A 24,998-nucleotide genomic window follows, 5' to 3' on the forward strand; every position below is an offset into this window, starting at 1 on the left:
ACAAAAAAAAAGCACTGCAATTGCAGTGCTTTTTTTTTGTTAAATAATTAGAAACCAACCTGTAGCCCTAAATTTATGACACGCGCGTTAATGTAAGCATCACCAGCGGTGTTTGTCTTAATCTCTGGGTCTTGCTGATATTTGTTGTAATTAGTCCAAGTAAATAAGTTATACCCGCTCATATATATACGGGCGTTATTAAGTTTAAACGGCAACAAACTGTTTGGTAGCTGATAACCAATATCGACTGTTTTTAAACGTATGTATCGAGCATTAACCTGCCAATAATTAGACGGATAACTGGTTGGGCTATTAATTGACGTTGGTAAAGATGTTAACCTCGGGAACTGTGCATTTGCTGCATTTTCAGGAGTCCATCTTTGTAGATAAATAGGCTGGAACTGGCTTTTGAATGGTTCAATACCGTTGCCCTGTACAATAAAGCTGTACCCGAAAGCCCCCTGAAACAATACGTTGATGCTAAATCCTTTATACATTACGCCAAAGGACAAACCCAAATTGGTAGTTGGAATGTTAGGGTTGCCAATGGCTATCTTGTCAAAGTTGTCAATCACCCCATCACCATTTTGATCCTCATATTTCAGGTCGCCAGGACGAATTACGTCAGTGGCACTGCTTAAAGAGTACGATGGTACAGGAACTGGGGATTTATAACCAGTAATAATTTGCTGACCCGGGTTATTAGGGTCAGGACCCATAACAGGAATACCAGTAGTGTTATCGAGCACATAATTTCTAACTTGTTCAACTTCCTCCGGTGAATAATATCCTAAAGAGTTGAAACCAAACGGCTGGCCAATTGGTCTGCCTGTCGTACGCAACCATTCAAATGCCGGTGAAGCTTCATCAGCAAAAAGTATTTTGTTGCGTGCGTATGAGAATACAAAACTGGTATTAAATTGTACTTTACCAATTGAAGAGTTGTAAGTGATTTGACCGTCAAAACCTTGATTTTGCGTGCGGCCAATATTCACAGCCGGCAGGCCAACGCCTAATATCTGCGGCGTGCCGTTTGGCGTGATCAACTGATCGTACCTAATATCCCGGAAAACGTCTAGCGTTAATGACAATTTATCCTTCAGGATATTCATATCCAAACCAATATTAGCTTTCTTTGATTTCTCCCATACTACAAATGCATTACTTTGCGCGCCTTCAATTATGGCGGTATAGTTAATAGGCGTTTCACCGAAATTAGTGCTTCCACCTTGTGAATAGGTTTGCAGGTAAACGTACCTGTTACCCGGAGCTGCGTCCGAACCAACTAAACCATACGATCCTCTTAGTTTAAATAAACCTACTCCTGGCAATATCTTTTTGAAAAAAGGCTCTTCAGAGAGACGGTAGCCTACCGAAAATGCAGGAAAATAGCCGTACCTATTGTTTGCCGCAAACCTGTCGGTACCGTTATAGCCCACAGTTGCATCAAAAAGATATTTGCCTTTATATTCATAAGTTGCCTTGGCAGAAATACCCCTAAAGCGCTGTGGTACCCCAACTAAATCTGGCGCCAGAAAAGGACGTACGTAAACGGTATTAGATATTTGATTTAATAATATCAAACCGGTAACATGGTGATCTTTTGCAAATGTACGGTCGTAAGTTGAATATAGTTGTAAATTAACATTGGTTGCAAACTCATCTGTTTGACCAATCTGGGAATACGTGCCAAATACGTAGCTGCCACTTGGTCCTGGATTAAGAATATACGGATTTTGTCCTAACTCATCCAATGCCCTGTCATAAAAAAAAGATGGTAGCGTGCTTCGTATAACACCTTTTGAAAAACGATCGATACTTGAGTAAGCAATTTTAGTAGATAAAGTTAATCCTTTGGTTATTGAAGATAGATCCTGGTTTGCGTTCAATAATACGTTAAAGTCAGTTCTCCTTTCATGGTTATAACCATAGCTGGCAAGCCTGGCATTCAAAGTTGGGAGTCTTTCCTTATTAAATATAGAGTTAGCATAAGCATAGCTGCCATCCGGGTTAAGGAATGGAGCTGACATAGACGACTGCTTATTAAAGTCATATATTTCGGCAACGGCTTCCTGGTTCCGAGGGGAATTCAAATCCGAGAAACGCGTAGTTATATCCAACCTTACGTTCAATGTTTTATTGGCCTGCAGATCTAGATTAGAGCGAAAGTTATACCTGTTGAAATAGTAGTTTGTATTTACCAGGTTAGTAGGATCAGAAAAATCGCGCACGTTGCCGTTTTGAATGAGCGCTCCACCTGACACAAAATACTTTAATGCGGTAGTACCACCCGATATATCGATATTTGTATTCGCTTGGTATGAATTTCTGCGGAATATTTTGTTATACCAGTCTGTGTTGGGACGGCCATCAAAATCATCGTTGTTGTTAAACAACTCTAGATCTTTTTGTGTATAAGGCTCAGGTACGCCATCGTTACGATAGGCCTCATTGATTAAAGTAGCTGACTGAAACGAATTTAAAAACTTAGGAACACGTGTTGGAGCTTGCGAACCGCCTTCAACTCTCAAGTTAACCTTAGGAGAGCCTGATTTACCACGACGGGTTTTCACTACTAAAACACCATTTGCACCTTTGATACCATATATTGCGGTTGTAGACGCATCTTTAAGTATCGAGATCGACTCGATCTCGTTAACATTTATTTGTTGTAATTGTTCATAAGAATACTCAATATCGTCAACGATGATCAGCGGCCTGTTACCATCAGGATTTAACGAGCTAATACCGCGAATAAAGAAATCGGAAGCATCACGACCCGGCTGGCCAGAAGACTGTTGCGAAAAGAACCCCGGCAATCTACCTGTTAGAGCATTCTGTACGTTAGCTGTAGGCACTGTACGTATAGCTGAGGCGGATATAGAACTTACTGCACCTGTAGTGGTAATACGGGATACATTACCATAACCAACTACTAAAACCTCGTCAAGACTTTGAGTACTTGCCTGAAGTGTAATATTCGCTTCTTTACCCGCAGTTACATTGAACTCCTGCGGAGAATAGCCTACAAACTTTACAACTAATACATTGGAACTGCCCCGTAACATCAGTTTGAATTTACCATTAGGATCTGTTACCGTAGCGTTTACCGGTGTAACCCCTTTTTCGGTTACAGTAGCACCCGGTAGTACTCCGCCAATGTCTTTAATTGTACCTGTTATTACCCTGTTTTGTGCAAACAACAAGGCAGGTAGTATCACCATTATAATTTGAAGGAGAAGTATTTTTTTTCTCATAACTGCTTAATTATTAATTTGAATAGTTTGTTACCAGCCTGGATTTTGTTTCATATTAGGGTTCTTCAGCACTTCATCATATGGTATCGGATAGAAATATGCCTTTGGTGCATCAAAGTTGGTAGTTGCCACTGACGGTTGGTAGTTATATATAAAATTATTTCCGGCCCTTACAATCGATATTCCACGTCTTGGAGTATTCATCACTGTTTCGGCTATTTTCCATCTTCTAATATCAAAATACCTTTGTTCTTCAAACGCTAATTCAATGCGTCTTTCGTTGCGAATAATTTCACGCATTTCCTCTTTTGTCATATTAGCTTTTAGGCCAAATCTTTGGCCCTCACCGGGTGGGATTCCGGCACGTAATCTTAAAAGTCTCAATGGATTATAAACGCTCGCATCTGGCGCACTAAGTACTTCGTTTTGCGCTTCAGCATACATTAGCAGTACATCGGCATACCTAAATATTACCCAATCGTGCCATGCATTTCCATAAGTTCCTTCCTCTTCCCAATTGCCCATAAATTTCCGCATATAATAACCAGTACGAGTTTGCGTCTGGCCGATATTAGGCTTGCTCTGACCACCTTCATAGGTTTGTACATTGGTTGCAAGCCAACGCCTGTTATTATAAATAATGTTAAATGCTAGTCGGGGATCGCGCTTAGGGGCGTTATTTAATTGGCCGTATGGATCATCTTGATTATATCCTGATGTTGGATCGCTGATGGCTTTCCCGTTTTCCATGGGAAAAGCATCAACCAGGTCCTGAGTGGGGCTTGTAATACCTTTTCCAGATGGACTATTCAGACCAACCGGACCATTATTTATTTCAATACTATTATTGTTGCTGCCTTGACGGACAAAAATCACTTCTTTATTGTTTGGTGTTATAAAGGCTTTTGTATAGGGCATTACAGTATCCAACCCCGGCAAATCAACTACAACTTTAGCTGCCGTTGCAGCAAGTTTCCAACGATTTGCATCCGCAGAAGCATAACCTGTAAATGGGTTCGAACCTTCGATATTGCCGCCGTTATACAATGGACTAGCTGCCAATAACAGGGCTTTTGCTTTTAACGTAAGCGCGGCGGCATTAGTAGGCCTGTGTGCATCGTTATTACCAGCCGGAAAAGAAATAAGCGTATCTTGAATAGCATCGCACTCTGATACGATATAATCAATACATTCAGCAAATGAATTACGGGGTAAACGTACATCATCGTCTATCTGATAAACCTTATCGCCCATTAGCGGTACGCCGCCGTAACGCTTAACCAACTCAAAGTAAAAGTATGCACGCAAGAATCTTGATTCTGCCTGCCATACTTTGTTCACGGGAATGCCTTTACCTGATTTAGCTTTAGTTGGCACCACCATTATGTTATTAACCATGATGTTACATTTGCGTATGGCCTGGTAAGCAAGTGCCCAGATATTTTCCTGCTCGGGCAGATTAAAAGAGTTATATGCGGTGTTGGCCAACACAATTGTACCATTGGTGTTGTTGGTTAACGATGTAATAGCATCGTCACTTGCTGCATCCAGGTAATCACCACCTACCCTGTTATGGCCGTTAGGCAACAGGCGGTATATGCCTAGTAAAAACTGGCGTGCCTGGGTACCATTTGAATCCCTTTTGTCAAAAACATAGTCTATAGTAACCCGATCAACCGGATATGGCTCATATTCTTTTTTCTTACATGAGGTCACCAAAATCACTCCGCACACTAACAGCGCTATTTGATTCTTAAAATTCTTCATAATATTAACAATATATATTGTTCGTTTTTTATAGTTTAACACTTACACCTGCACTTATCACCCTTTGTATAGGATAAGGAAAATTGCCCGAGTTTCCGAAATAAACCTCTGGATCAATACCTATACCTTTATAACCTGCAATTGTCCACAAGTTGGTACCATTAGCAAAAACGCGTATTCCAGATATCTTCAGTCCTCTGATCCAGTTGTAAGGCAAATTGTAGCCGATCTCAGCATTTTTTACCCTGAAGTAGTTACCTGATTTGATGAAGAATGTTGAATATTGTGAGTTATTACCATTACCCAATGATAACCTTGGCAAAGTAGCGGTTGATGCAGTTTCAGGGGTCCACCTATTGTAAGCATTTGAGTACGCCTGGCCCCAAGGTGCTATATAGCCAAAAATTGACGGTTGACCCAGAAACGGAGTAGTAGTTAAAGTAGAATTGATTTGACGGTTAAATACGCCTTGTAAGATAACACTTACACTAAAGCCTTTATAATTAATCCCTAAACTTGTGCCATAAAACCAAAGTGGCTTTAAGCCGGCAATAGCTTTTTGGTCAAACCTGTCAATAACATTATCACTATTTAAATCAGCATACTTAATATCGCCCGGTTTTAAAGTGTACCCTGGTGTTGAGGCGCTTGAAGCAGCGTCCTCACTATCTTTAACAAGGCCTAACGCCTGATAGCCAAAAGAAGCAGTTGCTGGCAAACCGGTGCGTCTCATCCAGTCGTACGGGTAAGGCGGCTCGTCCATAAATACCCTTTTTGACGAAACTATAGAAGCATTTCCACTGATAAAATAATTCAGATTATCAATGTTGTTCTGGTAAGTCATGGTTAATTCGCCACCTTTGTAAACTGTAATACCTAAGTTTTCCGCGGTATATGGCGTACCTAACAGTGCGATGTTATTACCGCGTACTTGCAGCAGATCAAAATACCTGTCGCGATAAAAGTCTGCTGTAATAGTCAGCTTGTTTTTAGCTATTGATATATCAGTACCAATGTTAAACTTATTTGCTTTTTCGAAGGTGATATATGGATTAGCCAGCGGACTTTCATTAGTTGTTGGTATACCCGAGTGCTGTGTACCTACAGGGTAAGTGTCGAGCGCGGCACCAGCATATGTTTGCAAGTAACCATAATATTGGAATGCATCGATATTGTTATTACCTGTGCGGCCGTAAACTGCGCGCCATTTCCATGAGTCAATCCATGAAATATCTTTCATGAAGCTTTCATTGGCCATTTGCCAACCTATGCCAAATGCATAAAACGTACCGGCGTTATAGCCATCATTGTAGCGATTATAGCTACTTCTGTTCACTGTTGCTTCAGCGTAATACTTTTCATCATAATTATATGATGCCTTTAGAGCAGTATTAAGTGTTTTACCTGAAAGGTCATAAGTGAGTGCGGTGAAACGGCCATCAGTCATTAACATAGCGCTTACATTATGCTTTCCTTTAAATTGCCTATCGTAAGTTAATGCGCCTTGTACAAACGAGAACCTTGATGATATGGTAGTATAGAAAGAGTTATTTTGCGGAAGAGCCGTACCTGCTACGCCATATTGGTCATTTCTGAAAAAAAATGTTGGGTTTCTGAGGCTGCGGTTAAGCGTATTTAATGACTGAAATGCTAAATTGCCTTTAACTTTTACAGCTAAGCCCTTTACAAAATTATCAAGGGAGTACCGTATATCTAAATTGGCTAATATGTCTTGTGCGTTATTTTGGATATATCCTGATAGTTGCGACATAGCCAATAAATTGTTTTGGAACGGACCGTCAATAGTACCACCCAATGAACCGTTAGGATTACGGATAGGATAGGCATTATTAGGTGTGTAAAAAACACGGCCTAAAACTCCTCTGAAATCGCCGTTGCCATCACCACCAGGCTGGTTGCTTTTAATAATACGGCCATATAACTGCAAATCAATGTCAAGGTTTTTGGTCACTTTAACGGATATGCTTGAATTTATAATATAGCGGTTTAAATTAGTATTGGAATTATACTTAACATCGGGGCTGGTTTTAAATAAACCATCTTGGTTAAAGTAACTCATTGATATGGTATATTTCGCCCTTTCAGATCCTCCGTTTACGTTTAGCTTATAGTTTTGTATGGGCGCATTGTTACGGATTATCTGCTCATTCCAGTTTATATCAGGATATTGAATTGGATTGCTTTGGCTGCGGTAGCCCGCAAAGTCAGCCGCCGAAAACCGTGCGGGTTGCCCGTCGTTCGATAATGCCTCATTATATAAATAAGCATATTCATAGGCCGATAAAGGATCTTTAGGCAAACCCAAATTTTGCTGAACCCCTGCTTGTGCCGTAAATGTTATACGTGGCTTACCAGCCCGGGCACGTTTTGTTGTAACCAACAAAACGCCACGTGAGCTGTTAATACCCAAAAACATTGTAGATAATGCATCTTTTAAAACTGATATGGACTCGATATTTTCCATATCAATCCCGGTTATATCACGCTGAATACCATCAATTATAGTTACAGGTGCCTGCCCCCTTAACAGCAGGTTAAATTCGCTGTTATCACTCGGCGTCATGTTATGTGCGTCCTCGTCAATAAAGTTTAGTCCTACAAAAGGCGCAACCGGATTAGTTACTGTAGGTATCGAAAACCCACCAACCTGAGTGGTATTTAAGCCTGCAAGTTGCCCTGGCAACGCGTGTAGGAAAAGTGACGAATTTGTTGGCGTTAATTGGTTGGTATAGATAGTACTTACCGAGCCTAATAAAGCTGATTTTTTTTTCGTTTCGTACAACAAAACTATGTCGTCAGGATTTTGAATATAAGTATCAATTAATCTTACAACCAAACTATCGGTATTCTTTACCGATAGCTCCATTGTGTTAAAGTTTGGAGCTTTAAATGTTAGAACGCTGCCAACCGGTGCGGCAATCTCAAATAAACCCTCTTCATCTGTTGATATTGACGATGTATCTCCTTTAACATTTACGCTGGCACCCTTTATCGGATGCGCGTCAGCATCGATAACCAAACCTGATACTACGTTCTTTTTTTTAGCACCAGTAGTATCCTGCTGCACGGCGGCCAAACTACTTTGGGTTAGGAAAAGAATCAAGGCAATGATTCCAATAAAACATTTTTTTGAGTAGCAATTAAGCATCGAGTCAAATTTTAATTGTGATAACTTTTGTTACAGCCAGCTCCAAAATTCCAGAGCTGACTGGTGCTGTATTATTTAGTATAACTAATTACACTTAAACTTAAATTTAAAAGGCTCAGCGGTGTTATTGTAACCGACCTGTACCGATTTTGACGCATTAGTTATATAATAACTCAATGAAACTAATTTTTGAGTTTTTGAGATATTAAAGAACTTACGTGGCCATATAACTTTCTGGAACTTTCCACTGCCAGGTAAAGTTTCTGTCAATTTCGTTTTATCAGATATTTCGTCAACGGTAATAGTTTGCCCATCCTCGGTCACAGCAGTTCCCTTAAAATAAACAGCGTCTGCACCTTGCAATGGGTTTGTAGCTGCGTTACTGTCAAAAACAATAGTTGTAAAATCATTGTCTAAAGACTTTGGAGGATTTATTATTCCTAACTGAGGGGAACAAAAATCAATAAGATCGCCAGTGGTTCCACCAGTTACACTTAAACAATCAGTGTAAAAATCGTTATAATATGTTCCAAATTCGTTAACCACCAATCCATCTCTTCCTGAGGTAATAACGTAGGCAAGCCTCACATTGGCATCATTGCCGTCAGCTCCCACCTTTAATTTTATAAATAGCTTTCCCTTTGTAGTTTCGTTATTACCATAAGTAACATCCTCAGAACGGAACACCACCCATTCCAAATCTTCAATAAAATTATTACCTATACCAAACTTGCGTTTAAGATTGGCTGGCCAGTTTAGGCCTCCGGGATTAAAGCCCGAACCACCTGCAGCCACCTCACTGTCTGGTATATGCTTCATTTTACCATCCCCTTTTGTACTTGTGTACTCTATAGTGGTATTTTCAGCACCTTTCCATCCAACTGGCATGAGCATAGCAAATATCATAGGCCCTGTTTGTGAAGGGTTTTCATTCGTCACTACAGTAAAATCCACAGTAATATCAATTACATCTCCTACTTTAGCAGTATATGGCTGGTCTACCTTATCCACTTTGAAACTACAGCTAGCTATAATAACTCCTATAATTGTACAAGCTAAGATTGTCCATAACCTTTTAGCTTTTATCTTTATATTAAAATTCATTTTCAATTTCTTTTAATTTTTAATGTCCCGGAATCATTCTGCCTCAACCAATGTGTATACATACGTGGTTTGAGTACAACCTGAGCTAAAATTAAGCTCAAGCCTACGTTTTCCGTCAACGGTAGGATAATTGAAAGCAGTAGATGCAGCGCTTCCCCCAGTTGGGGTAAAAGTTATTTTAAACGGATATTGAGGATCATCCAACCCAAAACTGCCATTCTCATAAACCAGAAACGGAAGCTCATCTGTTAGAGTATAGTTGCTACCCTCAAATTTTATCCTAAACTTGGTAAAATCATAACCTGCAGTAAGGTCGGTACCATTACGTGTAGCTTTCAACACCTTCCATGACCCTGATAATTGTTTATTTGGTTCAGTTATGGGGGTAACTTTTTCGACTTTACATGACGACCATACCATCATTAGCATTGCTACAATTACAATCCCAACGTAATTCCATTTACATTTACTTTTCATTATTTTATAACCTATAATTGAATAATCTTACTAATACCCGGGGTTTTGACGCATTTCAGGCGACTTAGCTACCTCATTTTGAGGTAACGGCCACAAATACATAGCAGTGCGGAAATTGTGTTTGCGTAACTCAAATACTCGGTAGGTTACATTTTTACCACTACGCTTTACCTCCATGCCATGCATCATTTTATCGAGTTCGGTTCCTTTTTTCCATCTGCGGACATCCCAAAAACGATGTCCCTCAAAGGCAAGTTCTACACGGCGTTCATTGTGTATGACCTCTCTAAATTCTTCTTTACTTAATGAACGCGATATTGTGTAGGGGCTTAAACCAGCACGCTGCCGAATAGCTTCAATAGCTAGAAAAGCGTTTTCTCTGTCAGCATTTAATTCGTTTAAAGCTTCTGCATAGTTTAACAAAATTTCGGCGTAGCGCATGAGCGGTATAAGTCTATCGGTACCAGCTTGCAAGGCTGCGGCTACGTTAGCACTATCAACCATTTTGTTAGTATAGTAGCCGGTCCTGGTCCCTCTGAAAACGGCGTCCTGATCTTCCAGTATAACCACTTGCTTTCCTTCGTCATCTAATACCGGATTACCATTTGCGTCAACAGGAGTGTAAGTTCCTGTAAACGTGTTAATCGGTGAATAGCCTGGTATTGTACCTGTTGAACCGCGGATAGGGAACAAACGTTGATCATATACAATCGAATATTTTAAACGCGGGTCACGGTTAGCATACGGATTGTTGGGATTATATCCTGATGTAGGATCAGTAATCGGCTTGCCATTTTTCATCCCGAAAGCGTCAACAGTTTCTTGGTACGGAAACGCGCCGCCACTACCCGCTCTTGACGGAGGATTAAATAACCTCTCCAAATCCTGGTTTGCTGAACCGGTTGGCTTCATTACCTGGAATATATATTCGTCGTTTATCCGCTTCGGAAAAAGTTCATAAAATCCAAGACCCGGTTGGGTGTTATTAACATTCAGACTATAACGGCCAGTACTAATAATAGCGAATGCGGCATCAGCTGCGGCCTGCCACCTTGCTTGGCTGGTCCCGCTAGTATGGCCCACTAAAGGTTTAACTTCTGCAGAAGCGATACTCAACGGACTGTCACCGGCAATGCCAGAGTCTTCATTAAATAAAGGGCTCGCAGAATACAATAGCACCCTAGCCTTTAACGCCATACATGCCCCGCCAGAAGCTCGTCCGTAGGTCTGTCCACTTTGCTCAAACGGCAACACCGCTGCAGCTGCATCACATTCAGTTATAATATATTCTAAAACTTCATCGTAAGTGTTGCGTTTACCTGATATTTTATCGGTATAGTTATATAACGTGTCACCCACAATCGGAACACCACCGTAATGTTTGAGCAATAAAGAATAATACCAAGCTCTTAAAAAACGAGCTTCCGCCTTCATCTGATTCTTACGAGCTTCTGCCAAAGGAATTATCGGAAGTCTCTTCAAAAGCAAATTAGCGGCTCTAATCTGTTTGTAACAAGTATTGTATATATCTACCGTACAGATACCGCCGCAATTTGGGTTATCCGGGCTTACAGTTGTGGGATTAACCTGTCCAGTGGCAAATTGCAAAGACGGAGACGCTGTAATGCTACCTACCTCAGACTCATCGGCCGCAGCATCTAAGCCACCGTTCCCAAAACGGTCGGCTTGTTCGCTATAGCCTATGCCTATATAAATATTAGCTAAAAAACCAACACTATACGCGCTATCAGCAAATACAGTACTGTCATTCAGGTTAGTGGTGCTGCTTGGCTCAAAAAAACCACTTTTCGTACATGATACGAATCCGGATCCCATTAAGGCGAACAGAATAATTGCAATACCAGGAACGTAAATTTTCTTCATATTAAATTGTTTATAAATTATTTTTCATTAACTCAATTCTCTGTTCTCCCCCACAAACCCCTAATATCAATTTAGTTAACACACGTATACCAACGCGTCACTCAAAATGGTTGGATGGTTTTGGAATTGGTTGATAAAATTTAGATTTCTGTGATAAAAGTAAATATTAAATAGACTCTTGTCAAACTTTTTTTTTGAAAAAACGTTAAAGCACACGTTAAAATGGCTGTTTTTTCAAGTTATCAATTTTCATTTTGACATGTAAATACAACTAGCTTTTTAAAAATATCAATAGCAAAGCACATTCTTTAGTTATATCTTAAGAGTTAACCGACCTTATTGCAATAATGCTAATAGTATTCCTTGTAGCTATCCTGATTTGAAATCACTTTGTTTTTGTGAAAAAGTGATTGAAAAACAAGGCTTGATACCCTATTGCATCTGCCCAATATTCCCACGTATGGCCTCCCGGACGGCTTATAAAGTCGTGCGAAATATTATTATCAAGCAATTTTGTATGTAATGCTGTATTTACATTATAAAAAAAATCTCCGGTGCCGCAGTCGATAATTATCTTGAGCGAGCCCGGCACCAGTAAATGGGTTAAATTTATTACTGTGTGTTCATCCCACCGCTTATTAAACTCGCTGTACTTACCCAACCTGTCAGCAATGTTCCAGTTTAACGGAAAAGGCCTGATATCAACACCTCCGCTCATGCTGCCGGCGGCACCAAAAACGTCCTGATGTTTGAAAGCCAGGTATAGCGCACCATGTCCTCCCATACTCAAACCGGTTATAGCCCGTCCCGAACGATTTTTTATTGTAGCGTATATTTTATCGATAAAGTTCACTAATTCAGTAGCTACATAGGTTTCGTATTTAAAAGATGCGTCAACAGGACTGTCAAAGTACCAGCTCGAAAACCCACCGTCAGGACATACTATAAGCATGTTATGCTGGTCGGCTATCCGGGCGATACCAGGAACGCTTTTTATCCAATTGGCATAGTTACCGCCGAAGCCGTGCAACAGGTAAAGTACCGGATAGTTTTTGTCTTTTACATAACCCTCGGGCTTAACTACTACCGCTTTGATATTCTTTTTCATCGCGGCGCTGTAGGTTGACGCCGTGTCAACCGAGGCCGCATTTAAAATGGCTGTATTGGCGAGTATAAACAGCAGTAAGGTTGAAATTTTTACTCTAATCATTTGTTTAAATGTTGGTACAAATATATATTTTATCTAATTTTCACTAAAACGATTTTACGAACTAGCGGCTTGTTGATAGTGTAGATCGCGTCTGTAAGTACGTCCATTTGTTTTTGCCATGCATTTCGTACGCTTTTAAATTGCGATTTGGTGTAACTATCTTTATTCCCGTTTATAAAAGGTTGAGTTTTGGCATACTTTATTACGGTATCCATAGCGGCTTTATCATCTGCAAATAATTTTCCTTTCTCTTTTAAAAGGTCAAACTGCATAAATGCATACACCCTGAAACGTTTTTCTATCTCCCAGCGCTCTTCATTCAACTCACGTATTTGAATAGCCTGCTGATATTGAGGGGTGTACATCTGCTCGGCCAGGTTTACACCAGCAGCTATTTGCTCACCAGACCACTCTCCTATTTGCTGATTATCGATTAATAATTTGTAGGTGCCTGCGGTTAGCCCTTTTACGGTTATAACTTCACGGTTAAATTCGTCCATAAAAGGCACTACTTTTAAGGCTTTGGACTGCGGGCTTTGCTGCCCCCAACCCCGTGCTATGGTATCCAGTGGATATGGCAGTGAACCGGCCAGGTAATCAAAGCTAATATCGTTACCCTTTACAAGCACATTTGTTACGGTTGCATTTACGGATTTCTCGACACGTCTTTTTGAGGCATTGATTACTACATCTGCAACAGGCTTGTTGGCAAATCCCTGTGCCTTTAAAAATAGATACGCCATAACCATATGCCCATCGTTATCCGGATGTATACGATCGGTAGGTGTTAAACTGTACAGTGAATCCGTCTGCTGACCTTTTCTATTGATCTCCGTCATCGGGTGATAAAAATCAACTAGTCCCCAGCCGCGCTGCTTCACAGCTTGTTGTTGAAACGCGATCACTTTTTTAAAAGCATCCGCTTTACCCGGATAAAGATTGCCCTTTATTTTCACTTTATCGTCATACGGCGATCCTAACATTAAAATTTTACGGATTCCGATTAGCTTCTGCAGCTTATCTGCCGCAACATTAAATGCCGCAAATGAACGCTCTAGTTTTTTTTCGGCTATTGCTTTTGCGTCCGGCTTGTACCATTCAAAGTAACCCGTATCATTCATGCCCCACGTAAAAGCAATCACGCTCGGTTTTTTCGAAAGCACGTCTTCCTCTAACCTGTTCCCCATTTGTACCACGTCATCTCCGCCTATACCTGCATTTAAAATAGTTATGCGTTGGTTAGGTAAGCGTGTCATGTAGTATAACCATATATAGCTATGGTAATGCCCGCCATCGGTAATACTGTTTCCTAAAAAAGCTACCCTATCACCAGTTTTAAAAGGAGCTACCTGTTGCGCATTAACCGATTTAACTACGGTTCCTGCCAATATTAACCCCACAAAAAGTTTTACTCCTTTGTACATCTAAGTTATTTTACAGTTTAGTTATTATTTAACAGGTTCTATACGTGCCACCCAACCACCATCTTCCACCATTTTTATGTCTATAACTTCGCCAGCGCTTATTGGCATAACCATCCGCTTAAAGTCCATTGCCTGTATATCAGCGTTAATCCCGTCTTTTATAAACGTTATTTGATACTTTACCGCTTTTTTTAAGAAATCCGTTTTAATACTAAGCGTGCGCGATTTACTATTCGTCATAGCACCTACAAACCATTTGTCATCCTTCCTTTTAGCAGTAACAATGTACTCACCGGCTTGCCCTTCAAGCACACGCGTTTCATCCCAAGTTACCGGAATCTGTGTAATAAATTTGGTAGTCTCGGCCTCGCGCAAGTAATTAAACGGATTGTCGGCCAACATTTGCAGTCCGCTTTCAAACACTACGTACATAGCCAAAATGTGAGCACGGGTACCTATACTCATTACATTGGGCCAAATTTTATTACGGTGATCTTTAGGATGTGCTGATAACATTGCTCCCGGAGTATAATCCATGGCACCTACAGCATTACGTAAAAACGGGAGGTATAAATTATTGTCGGGCGTTGCAAAACTGCTGAAGATGTTTTGCTCCATGCCTACCACCCCTTCGTACGACAATACGTTAGGGTAAGCTACTTCCAGCCCAGCCGGTTTAAACGCCCCGTGAAAATCAACCAGTATGTTGTGTTTAGCAGCCTCTTTAGCAACCCGTGTATAGTAGTTTACCATCCATTGATCGCTGCGGTCCATAAAATCTATTTTCACACCAGCTATGCCCCATTTTTTAAGCGTTTCAAATACGTTAAAGTTATTTTCAACAGCCAGCCAGGTAAACCATAGTATAATTTTCACGTTTTTTTGTTTGCCATAGGCAATAAGTTCCTGTAAGTTTATGGTAGGGTTAGGCTCAAAGGGATTCATGGTGGTTTTAGCCCAGCCTTCGTCCATAATGATATAAGGGATACCGAACTTTGAGGCGAAATCAATATAATATTTATAGGTATCCTGGTTATAGCCAGATTTAAAATCAACGCCGTATACATGCGCGTTATGCCACCACTCCCACGTCACCTGGCCGGGTTTGATCCAGCGTGTGTCTTGTAACTGGTTAGGCGTAGACAGGTTGTACACCATCTGGTTTTCTACTAATTTAGCATCGTCGGCGGTTATAACCATAAACCGCCATGGAAAAGTGCGCGTGCCGGCGGTTTTAGCAATATAGTCTGCCTCTTTAACTACCTTTAAATTCCTGTCGCCATTGGGTGCGTACGCTAACGGTAATTTCGCAAAAGTTGCATTTACAGCTTTGTCACCAGTTGGTTTAATAAAAAGGCACGGATAATCATATAAGTCGGCCTCAGATAGTAAAACTTTATATTTCCTATTATCAAACAAAACAGGCAGCGGAGACATCCTGTCTGTACGCATCGCTTTCAGGTCGCCGCGCGTATAGCGTATTTCGTAGTTAGAAAAACTCTCTGTTTCCTGGTAAGAGGCTTCTACTGCCGCATCAAAATTAAGATGAACATCTTCACTGTTTACCTCGATCGAATCCTTTTTTGCGGTGATAAACCGGTAAGCAATGCCATTATTATATGCTCTAAACTCAACGCTGAATTCATTTTTGAAATCCATGCGCAATAAGTTATAATGGTTAACTACTGTGCTGTTTTTTAGCGGTACAACCGGTTTTGACGTTGTGTTTACGGCAGAAAATATCTTTTTAATAAGTTTCGGATTTTCGCCTAACCTGCCCTTATTAATATTGAGCTGCAGGTATGAATTGCTCAACAGCGGATACCCGTTAAATGTAACCGAGTAAACTATCTTCTTGTTCAAATCGATACTTACCTTGATGCGCTTATCAGGCGAGAGTAAGTCTATCGGTGTGCTGAAAAGCGGCACACTAACTCCTAGCAATAAACAAGTTATAAGTATCTTTTTCATCTTTGAATTATTTGGTTACGCCCCACGTTTTTGACGGTTTGGGCCCCATGGTTAATTCCAGGTAGCCGCCTGCTGCAATATCGCTGTAATCAATATAGCATTTTTTATAAGGTTTGCCGTTAAGACGTGCGCTTTGGATGTATACGTTTTTAGCCGAGTTGTTTTTAGCCGCTATGGTGAAAGTTTCACCTTTAGCATACTCTTTATCCAACTTATATACGGTTTTATCAAAAGATGGGCTGGTTATTTCCTGCCTGGTATCGCCCGGACAGATTGGATGAATTCCGCTTGCGGCCAGTACATACCAGGCCGACATTTGGCCAACATCTTCATTACCCACTAAGCCTTCTACCGAATTTTTATAGGCCCTGCGTGTTATTTCACGCGTCCATTTTTGCGTATCCCATGGCGCGCCTAACCTGTTAAACAAGAACGGCACCTGGTGAACCGGCTCATTAGCGTGATTGTAAAAATCGTTCCACATCATGTTATCGGGCGTTTTGTTAAACATCCAATTCATATCGGCTATCATTTTCTTATTTCCACCAATTAACTTGGCTAAACCAGCAACATCATGAGGTACAAACCAGCCCTGTTGCAGGGGGTTGGTTTCCATACAACCGTACCATTGCTTAAGTCGGCCCGAATCAGGCCACGCGGTCCAGTTACCTGCTTTATCTTTTACCCTAAACCAAGCCTTCTCCACATCCCATATGTTATGATACGCCTGTCCGCGTTTGTTGTACTTTTCGTAGTCGGCGGTTTTGCCAAGTGCTTTGGCCATAGCAGCCACGCACCAGTCGGTATAGGCATACTCCAATGTATGGGCAATACCAAAACCTTCACCTTCGGCTGTATAACCCTTTTCGCCATTGCCAAACTTTTCAACCGAGTTAACCGACATATCGTAGGCTTTCTTAACATCGTAATTACGGATACCCTTAGCATAAGCGTCAGCTATCATAGATACAGCAGGGTTACCAAGCATACATCCGCTGTATGAATTCAAAAATTCCCAGCGCTCTAAATAATTTTTGCCCTTCTCATCCCCCAGCGTTACCAGTGAGTTAATCATATCATTTACAAGCGATGGGTTAATAATGGTTTGCAGCGGCATCTGACTACGAAACACATCCCATCCGCTAAAAATGGTACGTTTTTGAAATCCGTTTGGCTTATGGGGTTTATTATCTCCGCCGTTGTAATGCCCGTCTACGTCACTAACAATACGCGGATCAATCATTGTGTGATAAAGCGCGGTATAAAACACGGTTTTTTGATCCTTCGTTCCGCCGGTTACAGTTACTTTTGACAGGGCGTCATTCCATAACTTTACAGCTTGTTTATGCACACCGTCAAAATCCCAATCAGGTATTTCAGCTTCAAGGTTATTTTTAGCACCGTCCATGCTTACAAAAGATATACCCGTTTTTAACAGCACCTGCTCATTGGCATGCGTTGCAAACCCGGTGTAAAAACCTAAATGCTTACCCTCTTTTTCTTTTACATTGGGCAACACGTCGGCAATTGAAATTAAGTGCTGATACTCTTTACTTTCAATAGCTTCGCGTTTGCGATTTTGACCTTCAGGAATATTAGCGCTCCAAACTCCGTAGCTGGTAAGCGGCCGATTAAATTTTGTATAAAAGTAAACCGTATAATCGCCATTGCCGTCACTATTTCCCCAACCGCCTCCATCAGGCGTGCATTTCATCCAGCCTTGTATGGTGTAATCGTCAACCACTTTAACATATTGCAAAGTTGAAGTTCCGCCTACCCTGCGGGCAAGATCGATTTGAATGCGTGCATCTTGATGTTCAGGAAAAGTAAATCGCATAATGCCGCTATGTGGAGCTGCGGTCATTTCAGCCTTAACTTTGTACTTGTTCAGGAAAACGGAATAGTAGCCTGCAGTAGCTTTTTCACTCTTTTTATAATAAGTTGACCGGTATCCCAATTCAGGATTGCTTAATTGCCCTGAAAAGGTGTTAAGCTTGCCTGTAGTTGGCATAACTAAAAAATTACCCAAATCACCAAACCAGCCAATGCCGCTCATTTGTGTAAAGGCAAATCCTTCGATACTGGTATGCTCGTAGCTATAGCCCGAGCCGTTATCGCCGCCTGTTATGGTATTCGGATTTACCTGCACCATGCCATAAGGCGTTGTAGCACCCGGAAATGTTTTTCCTAAGCCATGATATACACCTGCATCGGCAGTACTTGTACTGGCCCCAATGAAAGGATTTACATAGTCAGCAAGCGTTTGAGCGTTTAATTGTCCGCTTATTAAAAAAGAGGCAGCTACAGCCAGTACGTGTTTTTTTATCATTTTATTGGTTAGTAATTGCAGATAAACCTGAAGCCCTTAGCTTTTGCATATCAATGATACAAATTATCTACCTGCCAAGTTATATTTTTATTTTTTTATGTATTGCTAATTAGATTTAGCAGCATTAATAAATTTAATGGTACGCACACCAAAACGTGTCGCCGAAACCATTACAGACGCGTTCCCCCTGGCGTTTTTAGTAACCTGCAGGGTTTCTTTTTTATCGCCATTCAATTCTACCATTTCCACTTTATCGGCACTGAAGTTGAAAGATAGTTTGCGTGCAAGGTTATCGCCCTCGGCATTAAATAACCGTACCAACATATCATCTCCCTCAAACGTAACCGACGATACCTCGTAACCTTCGCCTTGTACATGAATAAGCGACTTTCCGCTGTCATTTACACCCGCATTACTTTGCACCGCTACTAAAGGCTCATTCCATTTCACACTTTCACTCCATATGCCCGCTTTGTCCCATTTGCCTGCATGCGGTACTAATGCATAATTTACAACGGTTGGGCCGTCAATTTTGTAGTTACGCCCCCACAGACCAACGCCCGAATACTGCAGCGTAAGCCCCAGCGGATGGTCCCCACCATGTGCGTAGTTGGTAGTATGGTCGGTGAATAAGGCCATGCCGTAAGTATTGTCCTTATCAGTAACATCAACCCAGTTAAGCAACACGTTATGTTTTATTTTATCCCAGTCGGTAAAAAAGGTGTTGGTTAAACGGCTTTCTGTAACGTCATACGGCGCGTTCTTGTAAACCTTCTGTCCCTGTAAGTTAAGCGGGAATAGTGCCATCAGCTTTTCCTTATCGTTATAAAAACCTTTGCGGTTATCATCCGCCTTATACGTTCCGGGTGCGGTGGGCTCACCAATTTCAGGATTGCCGCTGTAATTTATTTTTACTTGCAGGTCAATTTTCTTTTCACCCTGTATAACAGTAAGCGTTTGGGTGAATTTGTGGTTGCCAATGCTACCTTTTATCTGCAGCTTTGAACAGTAAGGACCATTATCCAAAATGGTTACCTCAGCTGGCTTATCCTGGCTTGATAAAAAGCCTCCCTCTTTGCTGAAATTGCCCCTAAGTTCATTAAAGCCGCGTACGTTAGCTTTGTCAACAAATTCCTTATTACTTAATTTTTTGGCCACCAGGCTTTCGATATTACCACCTTTTGCGGGGTTGATGATAATAGTATATAAATCGCTCTCAATTTTGTACTTGCCATTGGCTTGTTTGGTGACCATAGTACTTTTAACTGCAGAAGGGGTTTTCACAGATTCCCTGAAATAGGTATTATACCCCATTGCAGGCACGGTAGCCTTAAATATAACATGTGGCGTAGCGTCAGCTGTATCACGTATAACCTGTCCTGTAACAACTTCTGTATTGCTTACCATTTTCACCGGCCCGCTACCTGTATAACCAGGCATGGGCACGCTCACCCAGCCGGTACGTGCAACGCCTAACGTGTTGTATACCCGCACCGTGTTCATCTTCGCCTGCGTGGTACTTATATGCATTGTACTGTCTGCCACGCGGTTAGTGATACCTGTCCATTTCACCACCTTGTCGGCCCAGGTATTACCTTTGCGGCCATTGTAAGGCACTATCCAGCAGTCGTGATGTTGCGAAAGCATCAATCCGCGCCACGCGTCTGTAAAACCGTCCTCGGGCCAGGGGGCATTGTTATATACTTTATTTATAGCGGCAATTTTTTCAGCCATAATTATTTTATTCTCTGCTACGCGCACCTCCTGTGCCAGCTTTTGCAGCACCTGCGCTCCCCAAACTAAACTCACCAGTACATCTTCCTGGCTGAAATTCCAGTCCTGCGAAGGCTTTTTTACAGCCACGTTTTCAAAATAATTTCGCCAGGTTGTATACTCGGTTGGTTGGTAAGATTTTTCGCCCTTGCCAAGGTATAAACCATTTTTCCATCCGGCATCCTGCAGTGTCATACCTATCGGATGTTCCATACCATAAGCAAACGCATCATTAATGTAATCGTGATGATTGTAAAATGCGTTGGTTTGCCAGGTTGAACCGGGAAGCAATTTTTCGGTCGCGTAACGCGGAGATGTAGGAAGTTTAGTACCGTCGGGCCCTACCCAATTAATTAATTCGCCGCCAAATGGTGCTACATAGCCACCCCAACAGGTATTTGGATTTTTTAATGAAGCGTGGGTAAAACCAAATGATTTAAGTATCTGCGGCAGTGCGCTGGTAAAACAAGGCTCTTCTGACGAATATGTGGTAAACCGCACGGTCGGGAAATGCTCGTTCACCATCTTAATACCGTACTTAAACTGGCGTATGATGCTCTCGCCGGATATGTTATAGTTGTAGGCCTGCGCGTAACCCGGATTCACATATTCTATACGCATTGTTTTAGAAGATTGATCTTCTATCAGTGCCTTAAGTTCGTTATAAGCGTCCGGGTCTTTTTTCCTGGTATCGGCCCATGTTTCAGGTTCTATCTCAAGGTTCATCTTCCATTGCGGATGTTGCTTTACAAGATCAACCATAAAGCGTGTATACCAATCGGGATAGTGTCCCCATATCCCACCGTGATAGCCATCAATAAAGTATGCTTTTTTTTGCTGGCCGGATGCGGTACCAGTAAATAGCGCGAGTGCGAGTATGGTAGCGCATGCCGTTTTAGGGAATGTAAACACCCCTGCAATCTTAAATCTCATAAAATGTCAAACTGGTTAAATGTTGCAACATCAACAGGCCGCAAATATATCGAATAAATTGTTTTAGCAATTCTCTATCTAAAATTTTACATCAGTTGTAACCACGCAAAAACTATTTGCAAACGGTCCGTTAAACTTTGTTTACTACTATTGAATATTACAGCAGCTTAGGCGTGCCCGATGTGTTGCCAAATCGATAGTTAAGGGTAACTTCATGTATGGCATTGTTAGCTACAACAAGCCCTGATGATGCACCACTAAACTGGTAGCTGTAACCTAGCCGCACTGAGCTGAAGTTGAACGATACGATACCTGCAAACTGGCTGCCGTCCCCGTCACGAAGATAATTTGCGCCCAGCCCTAACATTTCTTTTAAATAAAAGGTACCTGATACGTTGACCCGTACCGGCAGACTGTTGGTTACCGCTATAAGGGTTGCGGGTTTAAATTTTACATCTTCATTTAACGTTGCCAGGTACGCCCCCGTTAAATAATAAGTACTGCGGAAATTGGTGTTATTGTTATCTGTTTCTGAACTGCCAAGTTGGTTTATGGTAAGCGTTGGCAGGGATAAGCCTATGTAATACTTACTGCTGTAAAACATCACACCGAAACCCAAATTAGGCCGCGTCTCCCGCACATCATACGGAAAGGTTGGATCGGCGTAGGGAGACAGGCTCGTGTTATCTACAACAAAGCGGCGTACTCCCGCGTTTAGTGAAACTGCCAGAAAATTTTGGGTGGTTAGCTGAACTGACTTAGCAAAAAAGAGGTTTACATCAGTAAGATTTTGATTACCGATACCGTCATTTTTCACAATTGCACCAATTGTTCCGCCGATTGATTCGACAGGAAGGTTAGCATTAAATAATACAGTTGTTGGCGCTCCTGGAATTCCGGTAAATTGTTTGCGGACAACCGTGTTTAACGATCCGGCCTTATCCAGCAGCGAATAAGCCGCGTTAACCGGTGTCAGGTTATCCATATATTGGGAATAATCTGAATTGATTTGTGCGTTTGCCGTATTGTTAAATAATAATATTACTACACTGGCTGTTGTAATAATTTTAGCGTATTGCTTGCTTAAAAAAGGTTTCATTAACCGGAAAGTAATATTTTGCCCTAAGATACTAAATTCTCCGTGTTACACTTACCTTTTTTATTAGACCCGGTTCTGCGGGGCGCCGCTACTGATAGATTGTAAATGGCCCAACCTGCTTCTTAGCTACTATTGTTTATAAATGCAATCAGGGAAAACAAAAAAGCAGGACATGCGTCCTGCTACTAATGTATGAAATATTGTGATGGTTGCTTAAAACCTGAAGGTTACATTTCCTAACACCGCTCTTGTGCGCATCGGCTCGATAGTGCTCCACCCTTTATAATATTGTTTATCGGTTAAGTTATCAACTTTAACAGATACAGTAAACGCTTTAACAGCATATGACACTGAAGCATTTAAAACGGTGTATGCAGGCAAGGCGAAATCTCCTGTTGTCGCCCGGCTAAGTATGAGGTTTTTGCTGGCATAGTTACCACCGAAGCCAAAACCTAAGCCTTTTGCCGCGCCCCGCGGTATAAAGTAGCTTAACCATGCGTTAACTAAATGCTGCGGCCCTGCGCCTTCGGGTCTCTTGCCTAAATAATCAGCTACATCGGTTTGTACAACTTTGCTGCTGTTGCGGCTATAGCCTGCTATTATATTCAAGCCCTCTGCCAAATTTGCTGTAACGTCAGCCTCAAAGCCGCGACTGTAATTTTTACCGTCTTGCGAATAAGTCAAATCGGGTCCTCCGCCAATTGCGCGGACAACGTTCGATACGTTTATTGAATAATAACTAAATGTGGCTACTATGCGGTTATTGTCCAATATATTTAATTTAGTACCAAATTCCAGTTGATTTGCCTGTTCCGGACTAAAAGTCACCCGTCTGTTCCCACCATCTAATCGCGGGTCTACATTCGTAAAACCGTTCATGTAGTTACCAAATATTGATACCCGGTCTTTAATCGGCTGGTATACCAAACCAAACTTAGGCGATATATTTGTTTGTGTGTATTTACCCGACGCTACATCCTGCAGCCCGTTATCAAAATGGCTTAAACGGGCACTTATCATGGCTAAAAAGTTAGGCGTAATGTTAATTACGTCTGATATATAGGCGGCGTAGTGTCTTTGCTGTGCGTTACTTACAGACCCGCCGGTAGCCACCAATATGCTATCAACATTCGGCACAGTCAATACACCAGAATCACCTCCTCCAATAGTTACGTCGCCTACAACACCATAGCCCGTTCCGTTATCAATATTCACCCGGTTGAAATAATCTAGTCCTATAACTACCCGATTATGCATTCCGGCAATATTAAAATCCCCATTAAAGTTCTGCTGTAAATTGGTTGTTGTAGTTGTTGAATTTAGCTTGGTGATATAGCGTTGGAATACTGATGGGATATTAGGATATCCGGGTACGTATTGCGAAATCTCATAAAGGTAAGAATAGTAACCGTCCGACTTCGCGGTACTGCGCGACACAATTGTTTGCGACGTCCACTCGCTTGACAATTTGTAGAGCGCCTGCGCCTGCACATTAGTTACCGGATTTTTGATACTAAGGTTGTTGTTGGTATATGATAATCTGGGATTGTATCCTAAATCTTTTATGTTATCAACCTTTAACTTAGCTCCCCTATCTAAAAACAACATTGTCGGGTTAGTACCTTCAGCACTCAGTATTTCCGCGTTAAACAAAAAAGTCAGTTTGTCATTCACGTTGTAGGTCAGTGACGGGGCAAAAAAGCGGTTTTTCCTGAAGCCTTGATCCTGAAAACTGTTTTCATCATGGTAAGCTCCGTTAATACGAAGTAAAACCTTCTTTTCTTTGTCAAGCGGTGTATTAACATCAACAGTAATACGATTAAGCCCAAAACTCCCCGCAGTATAGGAAACCTCACCGCCAAATGTTTCGTAAGGACGTTTGGTTACCAAGTTAATTAAACCGCCATAGGATATCAAGCTGCTGCCAAACAAAGTACCCGAAGGGCCTTTAAGCACTTCAATACGCTCGATGTTTGCAATATCTAAACCTCCGTTAGTTAAACCAGCCAAACCGTTCACCAAGGTTGGCTGTACCGCAAAGCCACGTAGCGAGAAATAGCCAGCACCATCGCCGCCACGTCCCGTTGATGACCAAAGCTTATCTAAGCCTGGTACATTTTTTATTGCGTCGTCAAAGTTATTGATAAGTTGCTGTTTCATTAATTCGCTTGAAACAACATTATACACCTGGGGATTTTCAAGGTTTTTAAGCGGCATACGCGCCACAAAATCACTCTCTTTGTTGATGATCTTACTATCCTTTCGTCCCTGCACAGATACTTCCTGCAAATCATTCATGTTTTCAGTAAGCATAACTTCAATAAGTCCTTGCTGGCCGGCGGCAATTGTTACTGTTTTTTGTTGGGTTGACAAGCCAACCGCGCTAATCACAACGGTATAATTACCGGCCGGGATACGGTTAATAAGCGACTCTCCTTTTTCGTTGGTGGTGCCCCCCTTTTTTATTTCCTTTATCAAAACAGAAATACTTGATGCGGGTAGGCCATCAGACGTAGTTACAATGGTTTTTAAACTGCCTGTTTGCTGGGCAAATAATAACAGTGGGCTAATCAATAATAAAATTGTGCAGGTAAAAAGTTT

General features: G+C 41.5%; 13 protein-coding genes. All 13 read right to left on the reverse strand.

Annotated features, from left to right (window positions below):
• Window positions 1-47: 47 nt before the first annotated feature.
• Window positions 48-3,257 carry a SusC/RagA family TonB-linked outer membrane protein gene (locus DJ568_RS08335; protein ID WP_114004808.1) on the reverse strand — a complete coding sequence of 1,070 codons (3,210 nt, stop codon included), beginning with the start codon at window positions 3,255-3,257 and terminating at the stop codon, window positions 48-50.
• 30 nt (window positions 3,258-3,287) lie between these two features.
• Window positions 3,288-5,024 carry a RagB/SusD family nutrient uptake outer membrane protein gene (locus tag DJ568_RS08340; protein WP_114004809.1) on the reverse strand — a complete coding sequence of 579 codons (1,737 nt, stop codon included), beginning with the start codon at window positions 5,022-5,024 and terminating at the stop codon, window positions 3,288-3,290.
• A 28-nt stretch (window positions 5,025-5,052) separates the two neighbouring features.
• Window positions 5,053-8,148, reverse strand: coding sequence for a SusC/RagA family TonB-linked outer membrane protein (locus DJ568_RS08345; protein ID WP_158534898.1), 3,096 nt, complete (start codon window positions 8,146-8,148; stop codon window positions 5,053-5,055).
• A 129-nt stretch (window positions 8,149-8,277) separates the two neighbouring features.
• On the reverse strand, window positions 8,278-9,297 hold the full coding sequence (locus tag DJ568_RS08350) for a DUF4961 domain-containing protein (protein WP_114004811.1): 1,020 nt from the start codon (window positions 9,295-9,297) through the stop codon (window positions 8,278-8,280).
• A gap of 33 nt (window positions 9,298-9,330) precedes the next feature.
• The gene (locus DJ568_RS08355; protein WP_114004812.1) at window positions 9,331-9,774 is read right to left on the reverse strand and encodes a DUF5004 domain-containing protein; all 444 of its coding nucleotides are present in this window, start codon (window positions 9,772-9,774) and stop codon (window positions 9,331-9,333) included.
• A gap of 30 nt (window positions 9,775-9,804) precedes the next feature.
• The gene (locus tag DJ568_RS08360; protein ID WP_114004813.1) at window positions 9,805-11,658 is read right to left on the reverse strand and encodes a RagB/SusD family nutrient uptake outer membrane protein; all 1,854 of its coding nucleotides are present in this window, start codon (window positions 11,656-11,658) and stop codon (window positions 9,805-9,807) included.
• 385 nt (window positions 11,659-12,043) lie between these two features.
• A complete protein-coding gene (locus DJ568_RS08365) occupies window positions 12,044-12,868 on the reverse strand; it encodes an alpha/beta hydrolase (protein WP_199560922.1) in 825 nt (274 codons plus the stop codon).
• 29 nt (window positions 12,869-12,897) lie between these two features.
• A complete protein-coding gene (locus DJ568_RS08370; protein WP_114004814.1) occupies window positions 12,898-14,292 on the reverse strand; it encodes an SGNH/GDSL hydrolase family protein in 1,395 nt (464 codons plus the stop codon).
• A gap of 24 nt (window positions 14,293-14,316) precedes the next feature.
• Window positions 14,317-16,263: a glycoside hydrolase family 97 protein gene (locus DJ568_RS08375; protein ID WP_114004815.1), complete on the reverse strand. Its 1,947-nt coding sequence runs from the start codon at window positions 16,261-16,263 to the stop codon at window positions 14,317-14,319.
• Between the two features lie 7 nt (window positions 16,264-16,270).
• The gene (locus DJ568_RS08380) at window positions 16,271-18,592 is read right to left on the reverse strand and encodes a GH92 family glycosyl hydrolase (RefSeq protein ID WP_114004816.1); all 2,322 of its coding nucleotides are present in this window, start codon (window positions 18,590-18,592) and stop codon (window positions 16,271-16,273) included.
• A 105-nt stretch (window positions 18,593-18,697) separates the two neighbouring features.
• Window positions 18,698-21,298, reverse strand: a complete 2,601-nt coding sequence (locus tag DJ568_RS08385) for a glycoside hydrolase family 38 C-terminal domain-containing protein (RefSeq protein ID WP_114004817.1) — start codon at window positions 21,296-21,298, stop codon at window positions 18,698-18,700.
• A 157-nt stretch (window positions 21,299-21,455) separates the two neighbouring features.
• Window positions 21,456-22,397 carry a PorP/SprF family type IX secretion system membrane protein gene (locus tag DJ568_RS08390; protein WP_114004818.1) on the reverse strand — a complete coding sequence of 314 codons (942 nt, stop codon included), beginning with the start codon at window positions 22,395-22,397 and terminating at the stop codon, window positions 21,456-21,458.
• 213 nt (window positions 22,398-22,610) lie between these two features.
• On the reverse strand, window positions 22,611-24,971 hold the full coding sequence (locus DJ568_RS08395; RefSeq protein WP_233496656.1) for a TonB-dependent receptor: 2,361 nt from the start codon (window positions 24,969-24,971) through the stop codon (window positions 22,611-22,613).
• Between the last annotated feature and the right edge of the window lie 27 nt (window positions 24,972-24,998).

Origin of the sequence: Mucilaginibacter hurinus (genome assembly GCF_003324525.1) — a bacterium.
Lineage (GTDB): Bacteria > Bacteroidota > Bacteroidia > Sphingobacteriales > Sphingobacteriaceae > Mucilaginibacter > Mucilaginibacter hurinus.